Consider the following 19,972-nt stretch of genomic DNA (forward strand, 5'->3'; position numbering starts at 1 on the left):
TTCTGCTCGGGATGGACGAAGTCATAGGCGCCGGTGTTGATCGCCTGCAGCAGGCCGCCGATCTGGAGGAAGCCGTGCTGCGTGATGCTGAAATCGTCGCGCGCATAGACCCCGTTGAGCCGGAAGCTGAAACCCTCCCCCAACGTGCCCGAGATGCCCGCGGTGGCGCGGAACACGTCGACATAGCGCTCGGTCGACACCGGAATGTCCCCGAACAGATAATAGATGCGCGCTGCACCGGCGGCGGGAGCGTTGGCGTAAGCGGCGGCATAGGGATTGTTCGGGTTCAGCCTGCGGTCCGGCGCCGTGGCGCAGTTGACGCCGGTCGAGCAGACGTAGACGGGCAGCACGATCCCAGGATTGGCCGACGCGAGGTCGGGCGAGCCGCCGAACGGCTGCATCTGGCGGATTGGGGTCGGCGTGCTCGGGATGGTGAGATCGTCGTGCGAATAGCTGCCGCTCGCGAACATCTCGAGATGGTCACCCAGCCGCGCGGTGAGCCGCCCGGTCGTCGAGTAACGCTGCTGCCGCGGCTGGATGACCAGATACTCGTCGGGAAGGTCGTGCACGCACCCGATGCCGCGCGCGTCGCGCTCGGTCGAGGTGAAGGTGCCGCGGGGGCAGCCGTTCGGGTTGAGCAGCTGATATTGCTTGGTCGCCGGCGCACCGACCTGGCCGGCGAGCGGGATGTTGAGGTCGCTCTGGCTCACCCGCGTGACCACCGCCTCCGGGTTGGCGGTGGTCAGCGAATCATCGTTGCGGTTGTTGTCGAGCAGGCCGCTCCGCCGCAGATCGAGCGTGTTGACGGGGTAACCGCGCGAGTGATTGGTGATATAGCCGTCGGACGCATATTCGCCGTTGAGGTAGAAATTGAAGCCCTGGGTCTCATAATCGCCGACGCCCGCGGTCAGCGTGGCGCGGTAATGCGAACCGTCCCCATGCGCGGTGGTGCCGGCCTGGACCGAGCCGTCGATGCCCCGGACGTTCTTGCGGCTGATCAGATTGACCACGCCGCCGATCGCGTCCGCGCCATAAGTGGACGAGGCGCCGTCGGTCAGCACCTCGATATGGTCGACGACGCTGAGCGGGATCGAGTTGAGGTCGACATAGGCATTGTGGCCGTCGTCGTTGAGCGGAAAATTGGCCGAGCGAAGTCCGTCGATCAGCACCACCGTCGACGAGACGCCCAGGCCGCGCAGCGACACCGCGGCACCGCCGGCCGCGAGGCCGGTGCGGAAGCCGGTCGAGATCGAGCCGGCGCCATCGGCCGACACCGAACGGATCGCTTTCTCCGCCGTGGTGAAATTACCGCGCTGGAGCGTCTCCGACGTCAGCACGGTCGCGGGCGAGATCAGGTTCGTGTTCGAATCGCGGAACAAGGTGCCGGTGACGACGATCTCCTTGCGCGGTTCGGTTGTAGGCGCGGCCTGCGGCGACCCGGCCTCCTGCGGCGCGCCCTCCTGAGGCGTGACGGACGGCCCGGCAGCAGTCGTCACCGGGGTCGGCGCGAAGCTTTGCGCGTAAGCAGGGGCAGCGACCGCCGTCAGCAACGCAGCGGTCGAGATCCCGTAGCGCAGCGTTGCCCGCGCAGGATTGATCAACATCATCGAATATTTCCCTTTAACCCCCGCGCGACGTGCCGCTGTTGGTTCGCAGCTTGTCGTCACCCGCTTGCACGAGGCTCTGCCGTCCTCGGACAAAGCCATACCTTCAGGGCTACTTAGAAGCCGCGTGCGGCGCGGCGCCGATCGCTCACGGAATTTTTTTGAGCGGTGCGACCGCACGGTCGCGCAGTCTCGCCTCGGCGCGGACGAGGAAGGTCTGAGGCAAGGATCCGCCGCTACCCCCACCCAAAGCGTATTGCTCACTTGATACACGCCGGGCTACGCTCCACCCGCGAGACTCTCCCGCAGAAGGTATCGAGACGATGAAACTGGTGCGCGGCGCCTGGAAGCTGCTGGTGGGCATCAAGGACGCACTGGTCCTCGCGGCGATGCTGCTGTTCTTCGCTCTGCTGTTCGCGGCGCTCAACGCGCGCTCGCGCCCCGGCGCGATCAAGGACGGCGCGCTGCTGCTCGCGCTCGACGGTCCGATCGTCGAGCAGCCCGAGGAGATCCAGCCCACCGCGCTGCTCAGCGGCCAGCAGATCGGCAAGCAATATCGCCTGCGCGACCTGCTGCGCGCGATCGACTCGGCGGCCCAGGACGACCGCGTCAAGGCGATCGTGCTCGATCTCGACAAGTTCGGCGGCGGCTATCCCGCCGCGCTCGGCGAGGTGCAGGACGCGCTGCTGCGCGCGCGCAAGGCGGGCAAGCCGGTGCTGGCCTATGCCACCGCTTATACCGACGCGGGCTATCGCCTCGCCTCGGCGGCGAGCGAGATCTGGATGAACCCGCTGGGCGGCACGATCTTCGCCGGGCCAGGTGGCAGCCAGCTCTATTACAAGGGACTGCTCGACAAGATCGGGGTCAACGCGCACGTCTACCGCGTCGGCAAGTTCAAGTCGGCGGTGGAGCCCTATACCCGTACCGACCAGAGCCCCGAGGCGCGCGCCGCGAGCCAGGAACTGTACGGCACGCTCTTCCAGCAGTGGCGCGAGTCGATCGCGATCGCGCGGCCCAAGGCGCAGGTAGCGCCGTGGCTGGCGCAGCCGGCGCAGCTCGTCCAGCAGGCGCAGGGCGACGTCGCCCAGGCCAATGTCGCCACCGGACTGGTCGACAAGCTCGGCGACCGCGTCGCCTTCGGGCGCCGCGTCGCACAGCTCGCCGGCGGCGACGACAGCAAGCCAGCGGGCTGGTTCCGCACGATCAAATACCAGCCCTATGTCGACGCCGCGCCGCTGCCCAAGACCGGGCAGATCGGCGTGCTCACCGTCGCGGGCGAGATCGTCGACGGCGAGGCGCAGCCCGGCACCGCCGGCGGCGATACGATCGCCAAGCTGCTCTACCAGGGCATGATCGACAACAAGCTCAAGGCGCTGGTGCTGCGCGTCGACTCGCCGGGCGGTTCGGTGCTGGCGTCGGAGAAGATCCGGCTGGCGATCATGGAGGCCAAGCGCCGCGGGTTGCCGATCGTGGTGTCGATGGGCGGGCTCGCCGCCTCGGGCGGCTATTGGGTGTCGACCCCGGGCGACGTGATCTTCGCCGAGCCGGGCACGATCACCGGCTCGATCGGCATCTTCGGCATCATCCCCACCTTCGAGAACACGCTCGCCAAGATCGGGCTCTCGGCCGACGGGGTGAAGACCACACCTTTGTCGGGCCAGCCCGACCTGCTCGCCGGCACCACGCCGCAGCTCGACGCGGTGGTGCAGTCTGGCATCGAGCACGGCTATCGCGAGTTCCTGACGCGCGTGTCGCAGTCGCGCCAGCTGCCGGTCGAGCGAGTCAATGAGATCGGCCAGGGCCGCGTCTGGGTCGGCGGGATCGCGCACCAGCTCAAGCTGGTCGACCGCTTCGGCGGGCTCGACGCCGCGGTGCGCGAGGCGGCGCGTCGCGCCAAGCTCGACCAGGACAAGCCGCCGGTGGTCTATCTCGACAAGAAGCCGGGCTTCGCCGCGCAGATCGCGCAGCAGCTGGCCAGCCAGGAGGACGACGACGACGCCGGCGCCCCCGCCGACGCGATCGGCCAGCTGGCGTGGCAGCGCCAGCAGGCGTTCGCGGTCGCGCTCGGCGACGCGCAGCGGATGCTGACCGGCGCGACCGTGCGCGCGCAATGCCTCGAGTGCGCCGGGCTCGGCCCGGTGCGCGCCAGCGCGGCGGACCGGACGTTGCTGCAGCTCGTGCTCGCCAAGGTGGGGCTCTGATGCCCCCCGGTCCGATCGCGATCCGCGCCGCCACCGCCGACGACGCCGCCGCGATCGCCGCGATCTACGCGCCCTATGTGCTGCAGGGCACCGTCTCGTTCGAGAGCGAGGCGCCCGACGCCGCGGCGATGCGCGAGCGGATTCTCGAGTGGGATGGCTATTATCCCTGGATGGTCGCGGTCTCGCACGGCGAGGACGGCGGCGAGCGCGGACTGCTTGCCTACGCCTATGCCACGCGCTTCCGCGACCGTCCGGCCTATCGCTACGTTGTCGAGACCTCGATCTACGCCGCCGGCGCGACCCAGCGCCAGGGCGTCGGCCGGCTGTTGTACGAGGCGCTGGTCGACACGCTCCGCGCCCAGGGCTTCACTCAGGCGATCGGCGTGATCGCGCTGCCGAATGACGCCTCGATCACGCTGCACGAGGCAGTCGGCTTCCGTCGTGCCGGCGTGTACCGCGAGGTCGGCTACAAGCAGGGGCGCTGGATCGACGTCGGCCTGTGGCAGTGCGCGCTCAACGAGTCGGCGATCCCGCCGGTCGAGCCGCGCGCCTTTCGCGACGTAGGCGTGCGTCGCGACTGAGCGGCGGCGCGTGGCGGCGTGATTGATGGCGTGCGCGCGAGGCTGAACCAGCTCCGCTGAGCCACCATCGTGCTCCGGCGAACGCCGAAGCGTAGGGCCACCAACGTCGCCACCGGCGGGTCCGGGCTCCCGCGTGCGGGGGAGCACGGTTCGGCCTAAAGTAGTAAGTCAGTGAGGGTCGACCGGACCCCTCCGCCATAACGGGTCATCGCCCCGCTCGACTCCGCCGTTCTACCCCTTCTTCTCGCTAAGTCTCCCCTACGGCGCAGGCGCGTCGAGGGAGGCGAGCGATGGAGCATCTCACCCGGCCGTGGCGGCTCTATGGCGAGCTCGCCGGGCGCGCGACGCGGCGCGAACTCTTCGGCTTTGACCTCACGCTGCTCGCTGCGCTGGCGCTCGCCTGGCACGTGCCCGATCTCGCCGCGCCCTGGCTCGGCGCGCTCGACCTGCGCCCCGAGATGGCCAGAGGCGGCGTGCTGCTCGCGGCGCTGGGCTTCGTGCTGCTGTTCGGCGCCGCCCCCGGCGTCGCGGTGCACGCGCGCCGGTTGCACGACACCGGGCGCTCGGGCTGGTGGCTGCTCCTTCCGATCACCGCGCCGCTGCTGCTGCTGCCGGGCACGCGCGGCGCCAACCGCTACGGCACCGACCCGCGCGCGCCGGAGCACGCTGCCCCTGCCCCGGATAGCGCGCCCGAGCCGCTGCGGGTGGCGTGCTGAGCAAGGTCGGCCCAGCCGCGATGACGTGAGGACAAGTTCCTTGTGCCCTGGCGCAGGCCGGGGCTCAGGTACGATGACGGTCACGGGTGGATCGCTGCCGTTCCCACCTGGGCCCCGGCCGCCGCTGGGGCACCTGTTCTATCGCGAATATACCAGGCTGGTGGGGACTGGCGGCTTCTTCAACGAACGCCGCACGATCGGGCTCGAGCTGGGGCTGCGCTTCTGACGCTTGACCCGTTGATCGCGCCGGGCCTCAGCGCGCATAGCGGGAGGGTAAGGACGAGGAGCGAGCGACGATGACCAGGCACCTACCATGGATCCTGCTCGCGCTCGCCGGCGCCGCCTGCCTCGGCGTGGTGGCGTCAGTGCGCGGCGAGCCGGTCAACGCTTTGTGGATCGTCGCCGCGGCGCTCTGCGTCTACCTGGTCGCGTACCGCTATTATGCGCGCTACATCGCGCGCGTCGTGGTCGCGATCGATCCGGCGCGCGCCACGCCGGCGGTGCGACGCGCCGACGGGCTCGACTATGTCGCGACCGACCGGCGCGTGCTGTTCGGCCACCATTTCGCGGCCATCGCGGGCGCCGGGCCGCTGGTCGGCCCGGTGCTCGCCGCGCAGATGGGCTATCTGCCGGGCACCTTGTGGATCCTCGCCGGCGTGGTGCTGGCCGGCGCGGTGCAGGACTTCATGGTGCTGTTCATCTCGATGCGGCGCGACGGGCGCTCGCTCGGCGAGCTGATCCGCATGGAGATGGGCGCCGTGCCCGGCACAATCGCGCTGGTCGGCGCCTTCATGATCATGGTGATCATCCTCGCGGTACTCGCGCTGATCGTGGTGCGCGCGCTGGCGGAGAGCCCCTGGGGACTGTTCACCGTGATCGCGACCGTACCGCTGGCGATGGTGATGGGCGGCTACACGCGCTGGCTGCGGCCCGGCGCGATCGGCGAGGTGTCGGTGATCGGCGTGATCGGGCTGGTCGCGGCGATCCTGCTCGGCCAGTCGGTCGCGGCGAGCGCCACGCTGGCGCCGTGGTTCACGCTCACGCCCGTCGCGCTGTGCGTCGGGCTGATCACTTATGGTGCGGTGGCGTCGCTGCTGCCGGTGTGGCTGCTGCTGGCGCCGCGCGACTATCTCTCCACCTTCCTCAAGATCGGTGCGATCGCGGCGCTGGCGATCGGCATCGTGCTGCTGGCGCCGCCGCTGCGCATGCCCGCGCTGACCGACTTCGCCGCGACCGGGCGCGGGCCGGTCTGGGCCGGGCCGCTGTTCCCCTTCCTGTTCATCACCATCGCGTGCGGCGCGGTGTCGGGCTTCCACGCGTTGATCGCGAGCGGCACCACGCCCAAGCTGATCGCGAGCGAAAGTGACGCTGCCTTCATCGGTTATGGCGCAATGCTGATGGAGAGCGCGGTGGCGATCATGGCACTGGTGGCGGCGTGCATCCTCGACCCCGGCATCTATTTCGCGATGAACGCCCCCGCCGCGATCACCGCGGGCGATCCCGTCACCGCCGCCGCGGCGGTGAGCGCGATGGGCTTCCCCGTAGCGCCCGAGACGCTCACCGAAACCGCGCGCCAAGTCGGCGAGACCACGATCATCAGCCGTGCCGGCGGCGCGCCGACCTTGGCGGTGGCGATGGCGGAGATCTTCTCGCACGCGATCGGCGGCCCCGCGATGAAGGCCTTCTGGTACCATTTCGCTATCCTGTTCGAGGCGTTGTTCATCCTGACCGCGGTCGACGCGGGCACGCGCGCGGGGCGGTTCATGCTACAGGACCTGCTCGCGCTGGCGGTGCCGCGCTTCAAGGAAAGCCGCGGCCTCGTGCCGGGGCTGATCGCCACCCTGTTGTGCGTCGGCGCCTGGGGCTTCTTCCTCTACCAGGGGGTGACCGACCCGCTCGGCGGGGTGAACACCTTGTGGCCGCTGTTCGGCATTTCCAATCAGATGCTCGCCGCAGTGGCGTTGCTGCTCGCCACCGTCGTGCTGTTCCGGATGAAGCGTGCGCGCTACGTGGCAGTGACGGTGCTGCCGGCGACCTGGCTGGTGCTGTGCACCGGCACCGCCGGGGTGATGAAGCTGGCGCATCCCGATCCCGCGATCGGCTTCCTCGCGCACGCGCGCCGCTTCGCCGACGCCGCTGGGCGCGGCGAGGTGCTCAAACCCGCCAAGACGCTCGCCGAGATGCACCGGATCGTGCTCAACGACCGGATCGACGCGGCGCTGTGCGCGCTGTTCCTTGCGGTGGTGGCGGCGATCCTCGTCTATGCGGTGCGCACCTGCCTCGCGGTGCGGCGGCTCGACCGGCCGAGCGTCAGCGAGATCCCGCCGGCGGGCATGGGAGCGGCGGAGTGACCGCGCTGTGGCGGCGGCTGGCGCAGACCGCGCGGCTGATGGTGGGACAGCCCGATTATGACGCCTATCGCCGCCACCTCGCCGAGCATCATCCCGAGCGCGAGGCGATGACCCGCGTGCAATTCTTCCGCGAGCGCGAGGCCGCGCGCTATCGCGGCGGCGGCGGGCGTTGCTGCTGAGCGGCCGCCCGCCCCCCCCTGCCGAGACCTGAACTTCACGTGAAATGGTGATTAATAGTGCGTTGATCTGACCTATGGCACGGCTTAACCTGATGGCCGGTGATAGACGCGCCCCTCGGGGCCGTTCCGGTGCGGTGACAGGTGCTCGAATGAGTGTTCCGGACTGGCAGATCAGCGGCACGATGGCCGCGGCACAGCGCGATGCCATATTGGCGGCGCTGCTCGCTACGGACAATAATCTGACCCATGCGGCGCAGCGGCTGCGCATCGGGCGGACGACGCTATACCGGCTGATCAAGTCGTACGACATCATCATGACCGAGCGCGTGCCGCGCCGTCGCGTCGCCGTGGCGGGTGCGCCGCGTGCGATGGACGGTCACGACGGCGCGGCCTCGCGCGTGATCCTGGTGGACGGCGCGTGGTATCTCGTCCCCGGTGCGGCGCGGGCATCGTGAGGGGACGGGGCGTGAAAAGGTCCTCCCCTCGCGGGGAGGACGTTTCAGAACCCGTCGCCGTTATGCATCACCCGTGCGTCAGATCGTCCACCCGCTCCGATAGTCGCGCGTCAGCAGCGTGTTCGCGTCGGCGGCGTCGGTGATCCGCGCGGCGCTGCCATCATACGTGATCGGCCGCCCTGCACGTAGGGCGACCATGCCGAGCAGCATCGTCTCGTTGAGCGTCGTCGCATAAGCAAACGGGCACGACGCCTGCGTCTCGCCGCGGATCGCGGCGAGCCAGTTGCGTTCGTGCCCCTGCAACCCGCCCGCGATCCGCGGCAGCGAGCGTGGCACCGCCGCGGCGCGCTCGGCCGCGCCGGCGCCGAACACCACCGGCTTCTCGCCATAGGTTTCGTGCATCAGCATGCCCTGGTCGCCGACGTAGAGCACGCCGCCCTCGGGCGACATCACCGCCTCGGCGGGCAGGTCGCGCGGGCTCGGCGGCATCAGCCCGCCATCGTACCAGGTGAGCTTGACCGGACCGCCCTTGGCATTGCCGAACTCGAAGAAGGTCAGCCCCGCCAGTGGCCAGCTGCCCGGCTGCGCCGGCTGGTCGCGCGACGCCCAGCGCGAGTGGCGCGTCTCGACCCGCGTCGGCAGGCCGGGCTCGAGCGCCCACACCGGGAAGTCGAGCAAATGCGCGCCCATGTCGCCCAGCGCGCCGGTGCCGAACGGGGTCCAGCCGCGCCAGTTGAAGTGCGCATAATCGGGATGGTAGCCCCAGTCGACCGAGGCCGGCCCGAGCCACAGGTCCCAGTCCAGGCTGGCGGGCTTGGCCACCGGTTCGGGGCGCGCGATGCCCTGCGGCCAGATCGGGCGGTTGGTCCAGGCATGGACCTCGCGGACGGTGCCGATCGCGCCGCCGCGCAGCAGCTCCACGACGCGACGGCCGTCGTCGCCCGAGTGGCCCTGGTTGCCCATCTGCGTGACGAGCTTGGGGTTCTTCCGCGCCAGCTCGGCGAGCATGCGGCTCTCCGCCACCGTATAGGTCAGCGGCTTCTGGACATAGACGTGGAGCCCGCGCTCCATCGCCATCTTGGCCGCGACCGCGTGATGGTGGTCGGGGGTGGCGATCAGGACCGCCTCGATGTCCTTCCGCTTGTCGAACAGCTTGCGGTAATCGCTGAAATGCTCGGCCTTGTCATAGGCGGCGCGCAGCGCGATGCGCTCGGGGTTGGTGTTGCCGTCACGGCCGAGCAGCGACTTGGCGACATGATCGAAATCGACGTCGCAGGCGGCGACGATATTCTCGCCGGTCAGCCGCGAGGCGTTGGCGGCGCCCATGCCGCCCGCGCCGATTACCGCGACGTTGATCTTGTCGCCCGCCTTGCGCCGCCGCGCGGCCTGCGCGGCGCTTGGCAGCGCCCCCGCCATCGCCGTTGCCGCCGCGCCTGCCAGCCACGTGCGGCGGCTGATCCCCTCGCTGATCGTCATCGTCTCTCCTTCGCGTGCGTCGTTGCAGAGGCTTGCGCGCTCACCGCTTTCTTGCCGCGCTCCAAGCTGAGCTCCCGGCGTTGCGCCATTCGAAAGCAATTATCTTATTGTATGCGGCACGTAAGGAAGCCGGGCAAGCGGATACGTTAGCATCGCTGGCGTATACCGGGTGCAACTGCTCGACCGCCCCCCGCGACCGGCCGTCGCATCTTCCGCCGTCATCCCGGGCTTGACCCGGGATCCATGGTGCCGCGTAGGCCCGAGCCGTTGTCTCGGCGGCAACATCGATCCCGGCTCAAGGCCGGGATGACGGAAGGAAGAAGCGTCCCGCCCTTTAGAAGCTCAGCGCCGCACTGAAGCGCAGTGAGCGGCCGAGGATGGGGCGCGCCAGCACCGGCCCGGTCCCCTGCGAGCCGATGATGCGCGGATTGCCCTCGGTCAGCCCGATCTCGTTGGTGAGATTGTTGCCGGTCACCTGGAGCCGGATCCGCTCGGCGACTTCCACCGAGACGCCCGCGTCGAGCTGGTAGAAGCGCGGCAGCAGCTGCTGGTTCTCGGGATCGGAGAAACGGTCGCCGGTATATTGCAGCGTCGCGAACAGCGACGGGCGGAGGCTACCCACCGGCAGCTCGTAGGACGGCGTCACGCGCCACATCCAGCGCGGCTGGCGCTGCACGCGGTTGCCGGTGTTGTCGATCGCGCCGCCACCGGTGAAGAAGTCCTGGTAGGTGCCGTCGAGGAAGGTCCCCGCCGCCGCCAGGCTGAAGCCCGCGAACGGCCGCAGCGCGCCCTCCAGCTCGACGCCGGTCGCCTTGGCGCCGCCGACCTGGCTCAGCGCGACGTTGTTGATCAGCTGCGTCGTCGCCAGCCCGTCGAACTTGTTGTGGAACACGGTGGCGTAGAGGTTGAGCCACGGCATCGAGACCTTGAGCCCGCCCTCATAGGTGTCGACCTTGGCGACGATCGTCAGCCCCTCGCGCAGGTTGTCGAACTGCGGGAAGCTGTGGCCGCGGCTGTAGCGCGCGAACACGCCGACCTGCGAGGTGAAGTCGTAGTTGGCGCCCGCGGTCCACGACCAGCGCCCCTCGCGGAACGGGTCGAGCGCGCGGCGCTCACCGAACACGTTGACGGCATTGTCGTAGAGCGTGTTCGGATTGCCATCGAGGTTGACCTGGGTCGCCGCCGGGGTGCGTAGGTTACCGTCGACGATGTGCTTCTGATAGCGCAGGCCGCCGTCGACGCGCAGCTGTGAAGTGATCTGCAGCTCGTCGACCGCGTAGAAGGCGAGGTCCGATCCCTTGTAATAAGCGTCGACGAGGAAGCCGTCGCCGCTGGTGAAGCCGTTCTGCGTCGCGGTGCGCCCGCCGTTGAGCGTCAGGTTGAGCAGCCGCGTGCGCGGCTCGGCGGTGAGCAGCACCTGGTTGCCCAGCGCCCATTGGTCGCGCGTGGTGTAATCGGCGTAGTAGAAGCCGCCGGTCAGCTTGTTGCCGCCGACCTTCCACTCCAGCGCAGTGTCGGCGACGAAGGAGGTGATCTTCTTCTGCACGCTCCAGATGCCCGCGCGCATCACCTGCGTGTCCGCGCCCGAGGCGACCGCGCCCCCGCCGTTGACGTAGCTGAGCGCGGCGACCGTCGAGCCGGCGCCGCCGAGCGCGGTCGCGATGGCCGAGGCGGCGGTGGGCGGTCCGTCGGGGACGAGCCCGACCGTGTCGGCGCGCCCGCCGAGATAGCTCATCCGCTCGCGCACGCGCAGGCCGTCCGCCACCTCATAGTCGAAGGTGATGCCGGTGTTGATCACGTCGGCGCCGCGGCCGTTCTCGAGGTTGACGGTGTTGCCCTGGACGTTGCGCGTCAGCCGCGTCTCGGGCCCGAGCAGGGTGCCGGTGCCCGCGTCGAAGCCCGGATAGGCGCTGATCTTGCGCCCGTCCTGGATCACCGGGATCGGCAGCAGCCACTGGCCGCGGTCGTTGAGGTAGCGCGCGTAGACCTCGACCGAGCCGCGCCCCTCGAAATCATGGTGGACGTTGGCGGTGACCTGGCCGCCCTTCTCGGCGCGGAAGCCGGGGTCGCGGATGCCGTTGCCCTGCGCGTAGAAGCCGCCGATCATGAAGCCGGTGTTCTCGCCGAGCGGGCCCGACACCCAGGCGTCGCCGCGCGCCTCGTCATAGTCGGTGTAGGAGAATTTCGCGAGGCCGTGCAGCGCGCTGCCGCCCGTACGCGGCACGACGTTGACGGTCAGGCCGGGCTGGCCGTTGGAGAAGAGCGAGCCGGTGCCGCCGCGCACCGCCTCGACCCGCTGCACCGTCTCGTCGAGCCGGATCAGCTGCGAGTTCTCGAGGAACGACAGCGTCGAGGGCGGGAAGATCGGCACGCCGCCGAGCTGGAAGGTGACGAACTGCGCGTCGCCGCCCGAGGGGTAGCCGCGCACGAAGATGTTGGCGCCGTTCTGCCCACCCGAGCTCTCCGCCATCACGCCGGGAACGGTGCGGAGCAGATCGGCGGTGCTGTTCGGCGCGGCGCGCTCGATCGCGTCGTCGCTGAGCGTGGTGACCGCGAAGGCGGCGTCCTGCCGCCGCGTGCCGCCGCCCGCGGTGCCGACGACGATGATGTCGTCGCCGGTCGGCGCGGTCGTGTCGACGATGCCGGTGTCGGGCTGCGAGCGCTGCGCGGTGTTCTGGGCAGTGGTCTGGCTGGTGTCGGGCGCGATGTCGGACTGGGCGAGCGCGGGCGCGGCGAGCAGCGTCAGCGCGACGGTGGCGGCGCCGCTGAGCAGCCGCGTGGCGTGGGTGGACCGCATGCTTCTTCTCCCTCTGGTGCGGCGCTCGGGTGGCGCCGTTAACCGTAAATGTAAGGTGCGCACGGACTCGTGTCGACACGCGGCGGGCTGCGATGGATCGTTGATGTGGGATGGTTGCTTCTGCGCCACAGTGCGGAGGGCAAGCCCCTCGGCTTCAGGGGAGGGGTTGGGGTGGGGCGCTTCCGCGAGCGCCGCATGTGCGGCGAGGCCCCGCACCTGCCCCCCTCCTCCGGAACCAGAGCGTGGGCAACCCGCGCGTGCCTTCTTACCCCACCAGCGCGACGCGGCAGATCCGGTCCGAAGCGGTGAGGAACAGGCTGCGGCCACCCTCGCCCACGCAAGCGTTGGCGATCGGCCTGCCGTTGCCGATGATACCGAGCGGCTCCCCCGCCGGGCTGAGCACGTGCATGCCGCCCGGCCCGCTGACGAACAGATGCCCCGCCGCGGCCACGTCCATGCCGTCGGGCGCGCCCGCCCAGCCCTTCGCCTTGTCCGCGCGCATGTCGCTGAACACGCGCGAGCCGGTCGGCGAGCCGCGCGCGTCGAGCGTATAGGCCCACACCAGCGGCGCGGCGTCGTCCGAGCAGGACAGGTACAGCGTCCGCTCATCGGGCGAGAGGCCGACGCCATTGGGAAAGCGCCGCGCACCGTCGAGCAGCGTGACCGTGCCGTCGGGATCGAGCCGGTAGAGCCCCGTCACATCGAGCTCGCGCAGCGGCGAGTCGGGGCCGGCCGCGAAGCCATAGGTCGGGTCGGTGAAATAGATCGCGCCCGAGCGCGCCACCACCACGTCGTTGGGGCTGTTGAAGCGCTTGCCGCGATAGCGGTCGGCCAGCACGGTCCGCTTCCTGGTGGCGAGATCGACGCGGACGATCGCGCGCGTGCCGCTGTCGGCGACGATCAGCCGGCCGCGGTGATCGAGCGCGAGCCCGTTGGCGCCGGCCTCGCGGATCGCGGGCGGGATCGGCGTCTGCAGGCCCGAGGGATCGAGGAACGGCCGCGCGCCGTCGCGGCGCGACCAGCGATGGACGACGTTGGCGGGCACGTCGGAGAAGAGCAGATACTCGCCCTTGGCGACCCACACCGGCCCCTCGGCCCAGCGATAGCCGGTGGCGAGCGTCTCGATCGTCGCGCCGCGCGGGATGATCGAGTCGAGCCGCGGGTCGAGCCGCAGCACCCCCATCGGCGGCGGCTCGGCCGCGCGCGCGGCGCCGGCGAGCAGCGCCCCCGCGCCCAGCCCCGCCCCCAGTCCCGCCAGCGCGGCGCGGCGGGTGAGCGCGGTCATACCAGCCGCACGCGCTGGCCCTCGCGCGCCGAGCGGTAGATCGCCTCGATCACGCGCAGGTCCGCCAGTCCCTCCTCGCCGCCGGTCAGCGGCTCCTTGTCGTCGAGGATGCACTCGGCGAGATGGTCGAGCTGTCCGGCGTGCTGCGCCTTGCCCGCGGGCGGGTCGCGCGGCTCGGTGCGGCCGTCGCGGTTGATCCGCATCTTCTGCCCCTCGTACGAGGTGGCGGGCTCGAGCTCGATCCAGCCCTTGCTGCCGGTGACGCGATAGGCGTTGTGGTTCGAATTGTAGCTCGACACGCAGGTCGCCTCGATCCCCGAAGGGAAGCGCAGCAGGAAGGAGATCTTGTCCTCCACCGTGCGGAAGCGCGGGTCGGACCGGTCGGTCGACTCGATCGCGCTGACCTCGACCGGATTCTCGCCGGCGAGATAGCGCGCCGCGTTGAGGCTGTAGATGCCGATGTCCATCAGCGAGCCGCCGCCCGACAGCGGGCGGTCGAGCCGCCACTGGTTGGGCTGGATGGTAAAGCCGTGCTCGGAGGTGATGATCTGCGTCGGCCCGACGAAGCCGCTCTGCGCCAGCTGGATCGCGAGCTTGTTGTGCGGCTGGAAGCGCGAGCGATAGCCGATCATCAGCTTGCGCTTGGCGGCGCGGCAGGCATCGATCATCGTCTGGCATTCCGCTACCGAGACCGCCATCGGCTTCTCGCACATCACGTGCTTGCCCGCCTTGGCGGCGCGCACGACATATTCGGCGTGCATCGAGTTGGGCAGGATGACGTAGACCACGTCCACGTCGGGATTGTCGCGGATCGTGTCGAAATTGGCGTAGCTGTAGCGGTGGGTCTTGGGGATGTTGTACTGCGCGCCGAACTTCTCGAGCTTGGCCGGCGTGCCGCTGACCAGTGCGACCAGGCGCGAGTGGTCGCATTCGGCGAACTTGGACATGATCAGCTCGGCGTAGCGGCCCAGCCCGACCACGGCATAGCCGATCTTGCGATCGCGCGACGGCGCGGCGCAGGCGCCGCTCGCGGCGGCAGCAAGCCCCACCCCGAGCCCGGCGATGATGGTGCGGCGGTCGGCCTCGCGCATGTCCCTCTCCCTCTGCTGTCGACGCTTTCGGCGCCGTGGATCAGAGGGTTAACAGCATCACCCGGGGAGCGCTACCATCTCCGCCGCGGCCTCGTCGCGCGTGTCGTAGCGCGCCTGCGCGGCGGCGACCGCGACCATCCGCGTCTCTGCCCAGTCGATCATCTGGCGCAGCGCGCCGAGCAGCTCGCGCCCGAGCGGCGTGACGCGATAGACCACCTTGATCGGCACGCTGGCCTCGACCTCGCGAGTCACCAGCCCGTCGCGCTCGAGCGAGCGCAGCGTCTGGCTGAGCATCTTCTGCGACACGCCCGCGATGCGGCGCTTGAGTTCGCTGAAACGCCGCGGCGAGTCGCCGAGCAGCAGCAGGATCAACACGCTCCATTTGTCGCCGACACGGTCGAGCAGGCGCCGCGTCGGGCAGTCCGCGGCATAAACATCACCGCGCGCGGTATCGTCGAAGTAACCAGGTGAGATCGAAGTGCCGTCTTGCATGACGTCGCGCCCTAGCCAAGTAGGTCACCGTTGGAAACCACCCTCGGAGGGCGAGATGAAGGTAGCGGTGCTGGGCGCGAGCGGTCGCGCAGGCAAGGAGATCACGCAGGAGCTGGCGCGGCGCGGCCATCAGGTCACCGCGGTCGCGCGCCATCCGGAGGGCATCCCCGCGGACGACGGCGTCACCGCGATAGCGGGCGACGCGCATGACGCCGACGCTCTGGCCGGGCTGGTCCGCGGTCACGATGCGGTGATCAGCGCGCTCCACTTCGACGTTACCGCCGAGACGCTGCTGGGCGCTGTACGCGCCGCCGGCGTGCCGCGGCTGCTGGTCACCGGCGGCGCGGCGAGTCTTCGCAGCGCCGATGGCGGCCGGCTGATCGACTCGCCCGACTTCCCGGCGGCGTGGCGCGACATGGCGATGGGCGGGGTTCGCTTCCTCGACGCGCTGCGCGGGGTGGAGGACGTGGACTGGACCTTCTTCTCGCCCGCCGCGCTGATCGAGGAGGGGCCGCGCACCACGCAGTTCCGGCTCGGCAGTGACGAGCTGGTGGTCGATGCCGAGGGGCAGAGCCGCATCAGCTTTGCCGATTACGCGATCGCGATGGTCGACGAGCTGGAGCAGCACCGCCACCCGCGCGCGCGCTTCACGGCGGCCTATTGACGAGGCGGGCGGCAGGGTCGCGGCTTTGGTGGCGGTACGCGGGAGTGCTGTCGCCCCCCCACCCCCCGCCGTCACCCCGAACTTGGTCCGGGATCCACCGTGCCGCACATCCTGGCGCCGCTGCTCTCGCGGTGGGGTGAATTCCGGATCACGTCCGGGATGACGGCGGTGGATAGCGGAGCGGGGAAAAGGCCACTGCATCGCAGCACCCTCAACCGAGCGCTTTCTCCAGCTCGGCCTTGCTCATCGTCGAGCGGCCCGGCAGATCCGCCTTCTTCGCGCGCTCGTACAATTCGGCCTTGCTCGGCCCCTGCGCGCGCTCGCGCCGCTCGGCGTCATCCCTTCGGCGGCGATTCCGCGCGGGGCTCTGCTGGGTCGATGCGCCCGCCTCGCTCAGGCCGATCGCGATTGCCTGCTGGCGGCTGGTGACCTTGCGGCCCGCGCTGGTCTCCAGCTCGCCTTCCGCAAACTCGTGCATCACCCGCTCGACCGTCTCCTGCTGCGCCTTGCTCTGTTTGGCCATCTCGCACGCTCCTGAAGCGATGCGGCGAGAACCGGGGCGAAGCACGCCAGGTTCCCAGATCCTCCCCGTCACGGGGAGGGGGGCCATGCGCAGCATGGTGGAGGGGGTTCTCCGCAAGCGCTGCGGCACGTGGCGCGCGCCGCCACGAGCGTCGCGCCGAGCGGAGAGCCCCATCCACCACTCGCTTCGCGAGCGGTCCCCCTACCCGTGTCGGGGAGGATCTACAAGCTCAGAACGCCGCAATCCCCGTGATCGCGCGGCCGAGGATCAGCGCGTGAACGTCGTGCGCGCCCTCGTAGGTGTTGACCGTCTCGAGGTTCATCAGGTGGCGCATCACCTGATACTCGCCCGAGATGCCGTTGCCGCCGTGCATGTCGCGCGCCGCGCGCGCGACGTCGAGCGCCTTGCCGACGTTGTTGCGCTTGACCAGCGAGACCATCTCGGGCGCGAACCGGCCCTCGTCCATCAGCCGCCCCACGCGCAACGACGCCTGCAGCCCGAGCGCGATCTCGGTCTCCATGTCGGCCAGCTTCTTCTGGAACAGCTGCCGCCCGGCGAGCGGCGTGCCGAACTGCTTGCGATCGAGCCCGTATTGCCGCGCCGCGTGGAAGCAATATTCCGCCGCCCCCAGCGCACCCCAGCTGATGCCGTAGCGCGCGCGGTTGAGGCAGCCGAACGGCCCCTTCAGCCCCGCCACGTTGGGCAGCAACGCGTCCTCGCCGACCTCGACCTCGTCCATCATCACCATGCCGGTGATCGAGGCGCGCAACGAGAGCTTGCCCTCGATCTTGGGCGTGGCGAGCCCCTTGGCGCCTTTCTCCAGCACGAAGCCGCGGATCGCGCCGTCATGCGCGTCGCTCTTGGCCCAGATCACGAACACGTCCGCGATCGGGCTGTTCGAGATCCAGGTCTTGGCGCCCGAGAGCACGTAGCCGCCGTCGCTCTTGCGCGCGCGCGTCGTCATGCCGCCCGGGTCCGAGCCGGCGTCGGGCTCGGTCAGCCCGAAACAGCCGATCAGCTCGCCGCGCGCCAGCCCCGGCAGCCAGCGGTGGCGCTGCTCCTCCGAGCCGTACGCGTAGATCGGGTACATCACGAGGCTCGACTGCACGCTCATCATCGAGCGATAGCCCGAGTCGATCCGCTCCACCTCGCGCGCCACCAGCCCGTAGGCGACGTAGGAGGCGCCGACGCCGCCATATTCCTCCGGGATGGTCGGGCCGAGCAGCCCCAGCGCGCCCATCTCGCGGAAGATCGCGGGGTCGGTGTGCTCGTTGGCGAACGCCTCGACGATGCGCGGCGCGAGCTTGTCCTCGGCATAAGCGCGCGCGGTGTCGCGCACCATCCGCTCGTCCTCGCTCAGCTGATCGTCGAGCAGGAACGGGTCTGCCCAGTCGAACCGGCCCATCTGGGTCATGCGGTGATCAATCCTCTCCGATGTCGTGCCCGGCGCGGCCGGGTGCTGCCCCCGGCTCTAGCGCAGCGCGCGCGGTTTCGGAACCGCGCGAGGCGGGTAGCGCGATTTCGCAATGAACGCCGTCGTCGCGCAATGCGAAGCGCGTGCGCGCCCCAAGCTGATACGGCAGCGCATGCTCGATCAGCTCGCGCCCGTAGCCACCGCCCGGCGCCGGCGCGTCCGCGACCGGGTCGCGCGCCACGCCGCTCTCGTGCCAGGTGACGTGCAGCATCGGCACGCCGCCATCCTCCGAAACTCGCCAGTCGAGCGCGAGCCGCCCCCCGCGCTGCGACAGCGCGCCGTATTTGAGCGCGTTGGTGGCGAGCTCGTGGAGCGCGAGCGCGAAGGTCTGCACCGTGCTCGAGCGCAGCCGCACGCCGGTCGGCCCAGTCATGGTCACCCGCCCCGAGCCGAGCCAGTCGGCACCGCCGAGCGACTCGAGCTCGCTGCGCGCCAGCTCGTCGAAGGTGATGCGACTCCCCTCGCTCAGGCGCGCGAGCAACCCGTTGACCCGTGCCAGCGCGCGCAGCCGGTCATCGAATCGACCCGCGAAATCATCGAGCGAGGCGCTGCTCGCGATCAGCTGGTTCGACAGGCCGCGCACGACGCCGAGCAGGTTGCGCGTGCGGTGCTGCAGCTCGGCGACAAGCACCTCAAGCCGGTCCGAGCTCGCCTTGGTCGCGGTGGCGTCCTCACTGATCCCGCCGATGCGGTGGATCTGGCCCTCGCCGTCGCGGATCGGAAAAGCGGTGTCGCGCACCCAGCGCACCGCACCGTCAGCGGCACGGTGGATGCGGAACTCGGCGGTGACGGTCGCGCCCGCGCGGACGCGGCGCACCGCGTCGAGCGCGCCGGCGCGGTCGGCGGGCAGGATCAGCCGCGCCACGCGGCGCAGGTCGTCGCGGCCGTCGACGGTCGCGAGCGGCAGGCCGTACAGCCGCTCGAAGGCCGGGCTGGCATATTCGACGCGCAGGTCGCGCGCGTCGCGTACCCAGAGCGCGTCGGCCGACGCGGCGCCGAACTGCCGGAAGCGCGCCTCGCTCTCGCGCAGCGCCGCCTCGGCGCGCTTGCGCGCGGTGAGATCAATGGTGACGACGAGGAGCGAGCGCGTCGGCTCGCCCGGCCCGCCGAGCGGGGTGACGCTGCTGTTGGCCCAGACGTTGGCGCCGTCGCGGCGGCGGTAGCATTTGTCGAGCGTCGCGGTGCGCCCGCTCGCCAGCGCGCGCTCCACCGCGGCGAAGGAGGGCGCGAGATCGGCCGACTGAGTCACGTCGGCAACGCTGAGGCGCAGCAGCTCGGCCTCGTCGCGGCCGAGCAGGCGGCACAGCTCCTGGTTGACGCGCAGGAAGCGGCCCTGCTGATCGATCTCGGACAGGCCGACCGAGGCGGCGGAGAAGATCGCGCGCAGCCGCGCGTCGGTCGCGCCGCGCCGGGCGTCGCGTCGTCGTTCGGCGGTGACGTCGCGCAGCACGCCGATCCAGCCCTCGATCGCGCCCGCGTCGTCGCGGATCGGGTCGATTGTCCAGTCGACGACGTAGCGCGCGCCATCCTTGCGATAGTTGACCGTCTCGCCGGCATAGCCACGCCCGGCGCGGAGCGCGTCCTTGAGCGCGGCGAGCACCGCGCGATCGGTCTCCCGACCCTGCACAAGCCGTGGGGTGGCACCGAGCAGTTCGTGCTCGGCATAGCCGGTGAGCGCGCACATCGCCGCGTTGACGAAGCGGATCACCGGTCCCGGACGCTCGATCTCGGGCCCGGTGACGACGATGGCGTGCCCCGCCGCCATCATGGCGCGGCGGAACCAGCGGACGTCCTCCTCGTCGTGCGGCGATCCGGTCATCGCGCCGGCTTACCGAGCGTTATGCCCCACCGCCAGCGAGTTAACGGGCGGCGCGGTCGACGGTACGCGGCGAATACGGTCGCCGCGCCCGCACCACCGCACGCCGGATCCGCCGTGACGTGCGGGCGGCCCCTCTTACTGGCGGCACTCTGAACTTGTTTCAGGATCCACCGAACCCCTCCTCACGTGTGCGGTAAGTGAAGCGACGTGGATCCGAGAACGAGTTCAGGATGACGCTGCAGGGGATGACGGAAGCCGCGGCGA

At 70.2% G+C, this 19,972-nt stretch carries 17 protein-coding genes; 8 read left to right on the top strand and 9 right to left on the bottom strand.

Annotation, left to right across the window (positions count from 1 at the left end; translation table 11 throughout):
- The coding region (locus tag QBJ89_RS13620) for a TonB-dependent receptor plug domain-containing protein (protein WP_277981021.1) at positions 1–1,607 on the bottom strand (1,607 nt) is incomplete at its 3' end.
- Positions 1,608–1,927: 320 nt separating this feature from the next.
- On the opposite strand from QBJ89_RS13620, the gene sppA reads away from it, so the two are divergent.
- The 7 genes from sppA (at position 1,928) to QBJ89_RS13655 (ending at position 8,087) form a co-directional block, all read left to right on the top strand.
- The gene (sppA, locus tag QBJ89_RS13625) at positions 1,928–3,805 is read left to right on the top strand and encodes a signal peptide peptidase SppA (RefSeq protein WP_277981022.1); all 1,878 of its coding nucleotides are present in this window, start codon (positions 1,928–1,930) and stop codon (positions 3,803–3,805) included.
- The gene (locus tag QBJ89_RS13630; protein WP_277981023.1) at positions 3,805–4,386 is read left to right on the top strand and encodes a GNAT family N-acetyltransferase; all 582 of its coding nucleotides are present in this window, start codon (positions 3,805–3,807) and stop codon (positions 4,384–4,386) included. The genes sppA and QBJ89_RS13630 overlap by 1 nt, the downstream gene beginning before the upstream one ends.
- A gap of 290 nt (positions 4,387–4,676) precedes the next feature.
- Positions 4,677–5,102 carry a DUF805 domain-containing protein gene (locus tag QBJ89_RS13635; protein ID WP_277981024.1) on the top strand — a complete coding sequence of 142 codons (426 nt, stop codon included), beginning with the start codon at positions 4,677–4,679 and terminating at the stop codon, positions 5,100–5,102.
- A 73-nt stretch (positions 5,103–5,175) separates the two neighbouring features.
- Complete coding sequence (locus QBJ89_RS13640; protein WP_277981025.1) at positions 5,176–5,328, top strand: hypothetical protein; 153 nt, start codon at positions 5,176–5,178, stop codon at positions 5,326–5,328.
- A 70-nt stretch (positions 5,329–5,398) separates the two neighbouring features.
- Entirely contained in the window at positions 5,399–7,453 is a 2,055-nt protein-coding gene (locus QBJ89_RS13645) for a carbon starvation CstA family protein (RefSeq protein WP_277981026.1), read from the top strand.
- Entirely contained in the window at positions 7,450–7,632 is a 183-nt protein-coding gene (locus QBJ89_RS13650) for a YbdD/YjiX family protein (RefSeq protein ID WP_277981027.1), read from the top strand. The genes QBJ89_RS13645 and QBJ89_RS13650 overlap by 4 nt, the downstream gene beginning before the upstream one ends.
- Positions 7,633–7,781: 149 nt before the next feature.
- On the top strand, positions 7,782–8,087 hold the full coding sequence (locus QBJ89_RS13655; protein WP_277981028.1) for a helix-turn-helix domain-containing protein: 306 nt from the start codon (positions 7,782–7,784) through the stop codon (positions 8,085–8,087).
- A 78-nt stretch (positions 8,088–8,165) separates the two neighbouring features.
- Here the strand turns inward: QBJ89_RS13655 and QBJ89_RS13660 are convergent, their stop codons facing one another.
- The 5 genes from QBJ89_RS13660 to QBJ89_RS13680 all read right to left on the bottom strand — a co-directional run bounded on the left by QBJ89_RS13660 (position 8,166) and on the right by QBJ89_RS13680 (position 15,228).
- Complete coding sequence (locus QBJ89_RS13660; RefSeq protein ID WP_277981029.1) at positions 8,166–9,563, bottom strand: Gfo/Idh/MocA family protein; 1,398 nt, start codon at positions 9,561–9,563, stop codon at positions 8,166–8,168.
- A 334-nt stretch (positions 9,564–9,897) separates the two neighbouring features.
- Positions 9,898–12,360 carry a TonB-dependent receptor gene (locus QBJ89_RS13665; protein ID WP_277981030.1) on the bottom strand — a complete coding sequence of 821 codons (2,463 nt, stop codon included), beginning with the start codon at positions 12,358–12,360 and terminating at the stop codon, positions 9,898–9,900.
- A gap of 265 nt (positions 12,361–12,625) precedes the next feature.
- On the bottom strand, positions 12,626–13,645 hold the full coding sequence (locus QBJ89_RS13670) for an SMP-30/gluconolactonase/LRE family protein (RefSeq protein WP_277981031.1): 1,020 nt from the start codon (positions 13,643–13,645) through the stop codon (positions 12,626–12,628).
- On the bottom strand, positions 13,642–14,736 hold the full coding sequence (locus tag QBJ89_RS13675; protein ID WP_277981032.1) for a Gfo/Idh/MocA family protein: 1,095 nt from the start codon (positions 14,734–14,736) through the stop codon (positions 13,642–13,644). The genes QBJ89_RS13670 and QBJ89_RS13675 overlap by 4 nt, the downstream gene beginning before the upstream one ends.
- Positions 14,737–14,793: 57 nt before the next feature.
- Positions 14,794–15,228, bottom strand: a complete 435-nt coding sequence (locus QBJ89_RS13680) for a winged helix-turn-helix transcriptional regulator (protein WP_277981033.1) — start codon at positions 15,226–15,228, stop codon at positions 14,794–14,796.
- 55 nt (positions 15,229–15,283) lie between these two features.
- Between QBJ89_RS13680 and QBJ89_RS13685 the strand changes: the two genes are divergently transcribed.
- Positions 15,284–15,892, top strand: coding sequence for an NAD(P)-dependent oxidoreductase (locus QBJ89_RS13685; RefSeq protein ID WP_277981034.1), 609 nt, complete (start codon positions 15,284–15,286; stop codon positions 15,890–15,892).
- A 211-nt stretch (positions 15,893–16,103) separates the two neighbouring features.
- On the opposite strand, the gene QBJ89_RS13690 is transcribed toward QBJ89_RS13685, so the two are convergent.
- The 3 genes from QBJ89_RS13690 to QBJ89_RS13700 form a co-directional block, all read right to left on the bottom strand.
- A complete protein-coding gene (locus QBJ89_RS13690) occupies positions 16,104–16,415 on the bottom strand; it encodes a DUF6496 domain-containing protein (protein ID WP_277981035.1) in 312 nt (103 codons plus the stop codon).
- A gap of 229 nt (positions 16,416–16,644) precedes the next feature.
- Entirely contained in the window at positions 16,645–17,829 is a 1,185-nt protein-coding gene (locus tag QBJ89_RS13695) for an acyl-CoA dehydrogenase (RefSeq protein WP_277981036.1), read from the bottom strand.
- 7 nt (positions 17,830–17,836) lie between these two features.
- Positions 17,837–19,708, bottom strand: a complete 1,872-nt coding sequence (locus tag QBJ89_RS13700) for a PAS domain-containing sensor histidine kinase (protein WP_277981037.1) — start codon at positions 19,706–19,708, stop codon at positions 17,837–17,839.
- Positions 19,709–19,972 lie beyond the last annotated feature (264 nt).

Source organism: Sphingomonas phyllosphaerae, from assembly GCF_029623345.1.
In the GTDB taxonomy this organism is placed as follows: Bacteria; Pseudomonadota; Alphaproteobacteria; order Sphingomonadales; family Sphingomonadaceae; genus Sphingomonas; species Sphingomonas phyllosphaerae_C.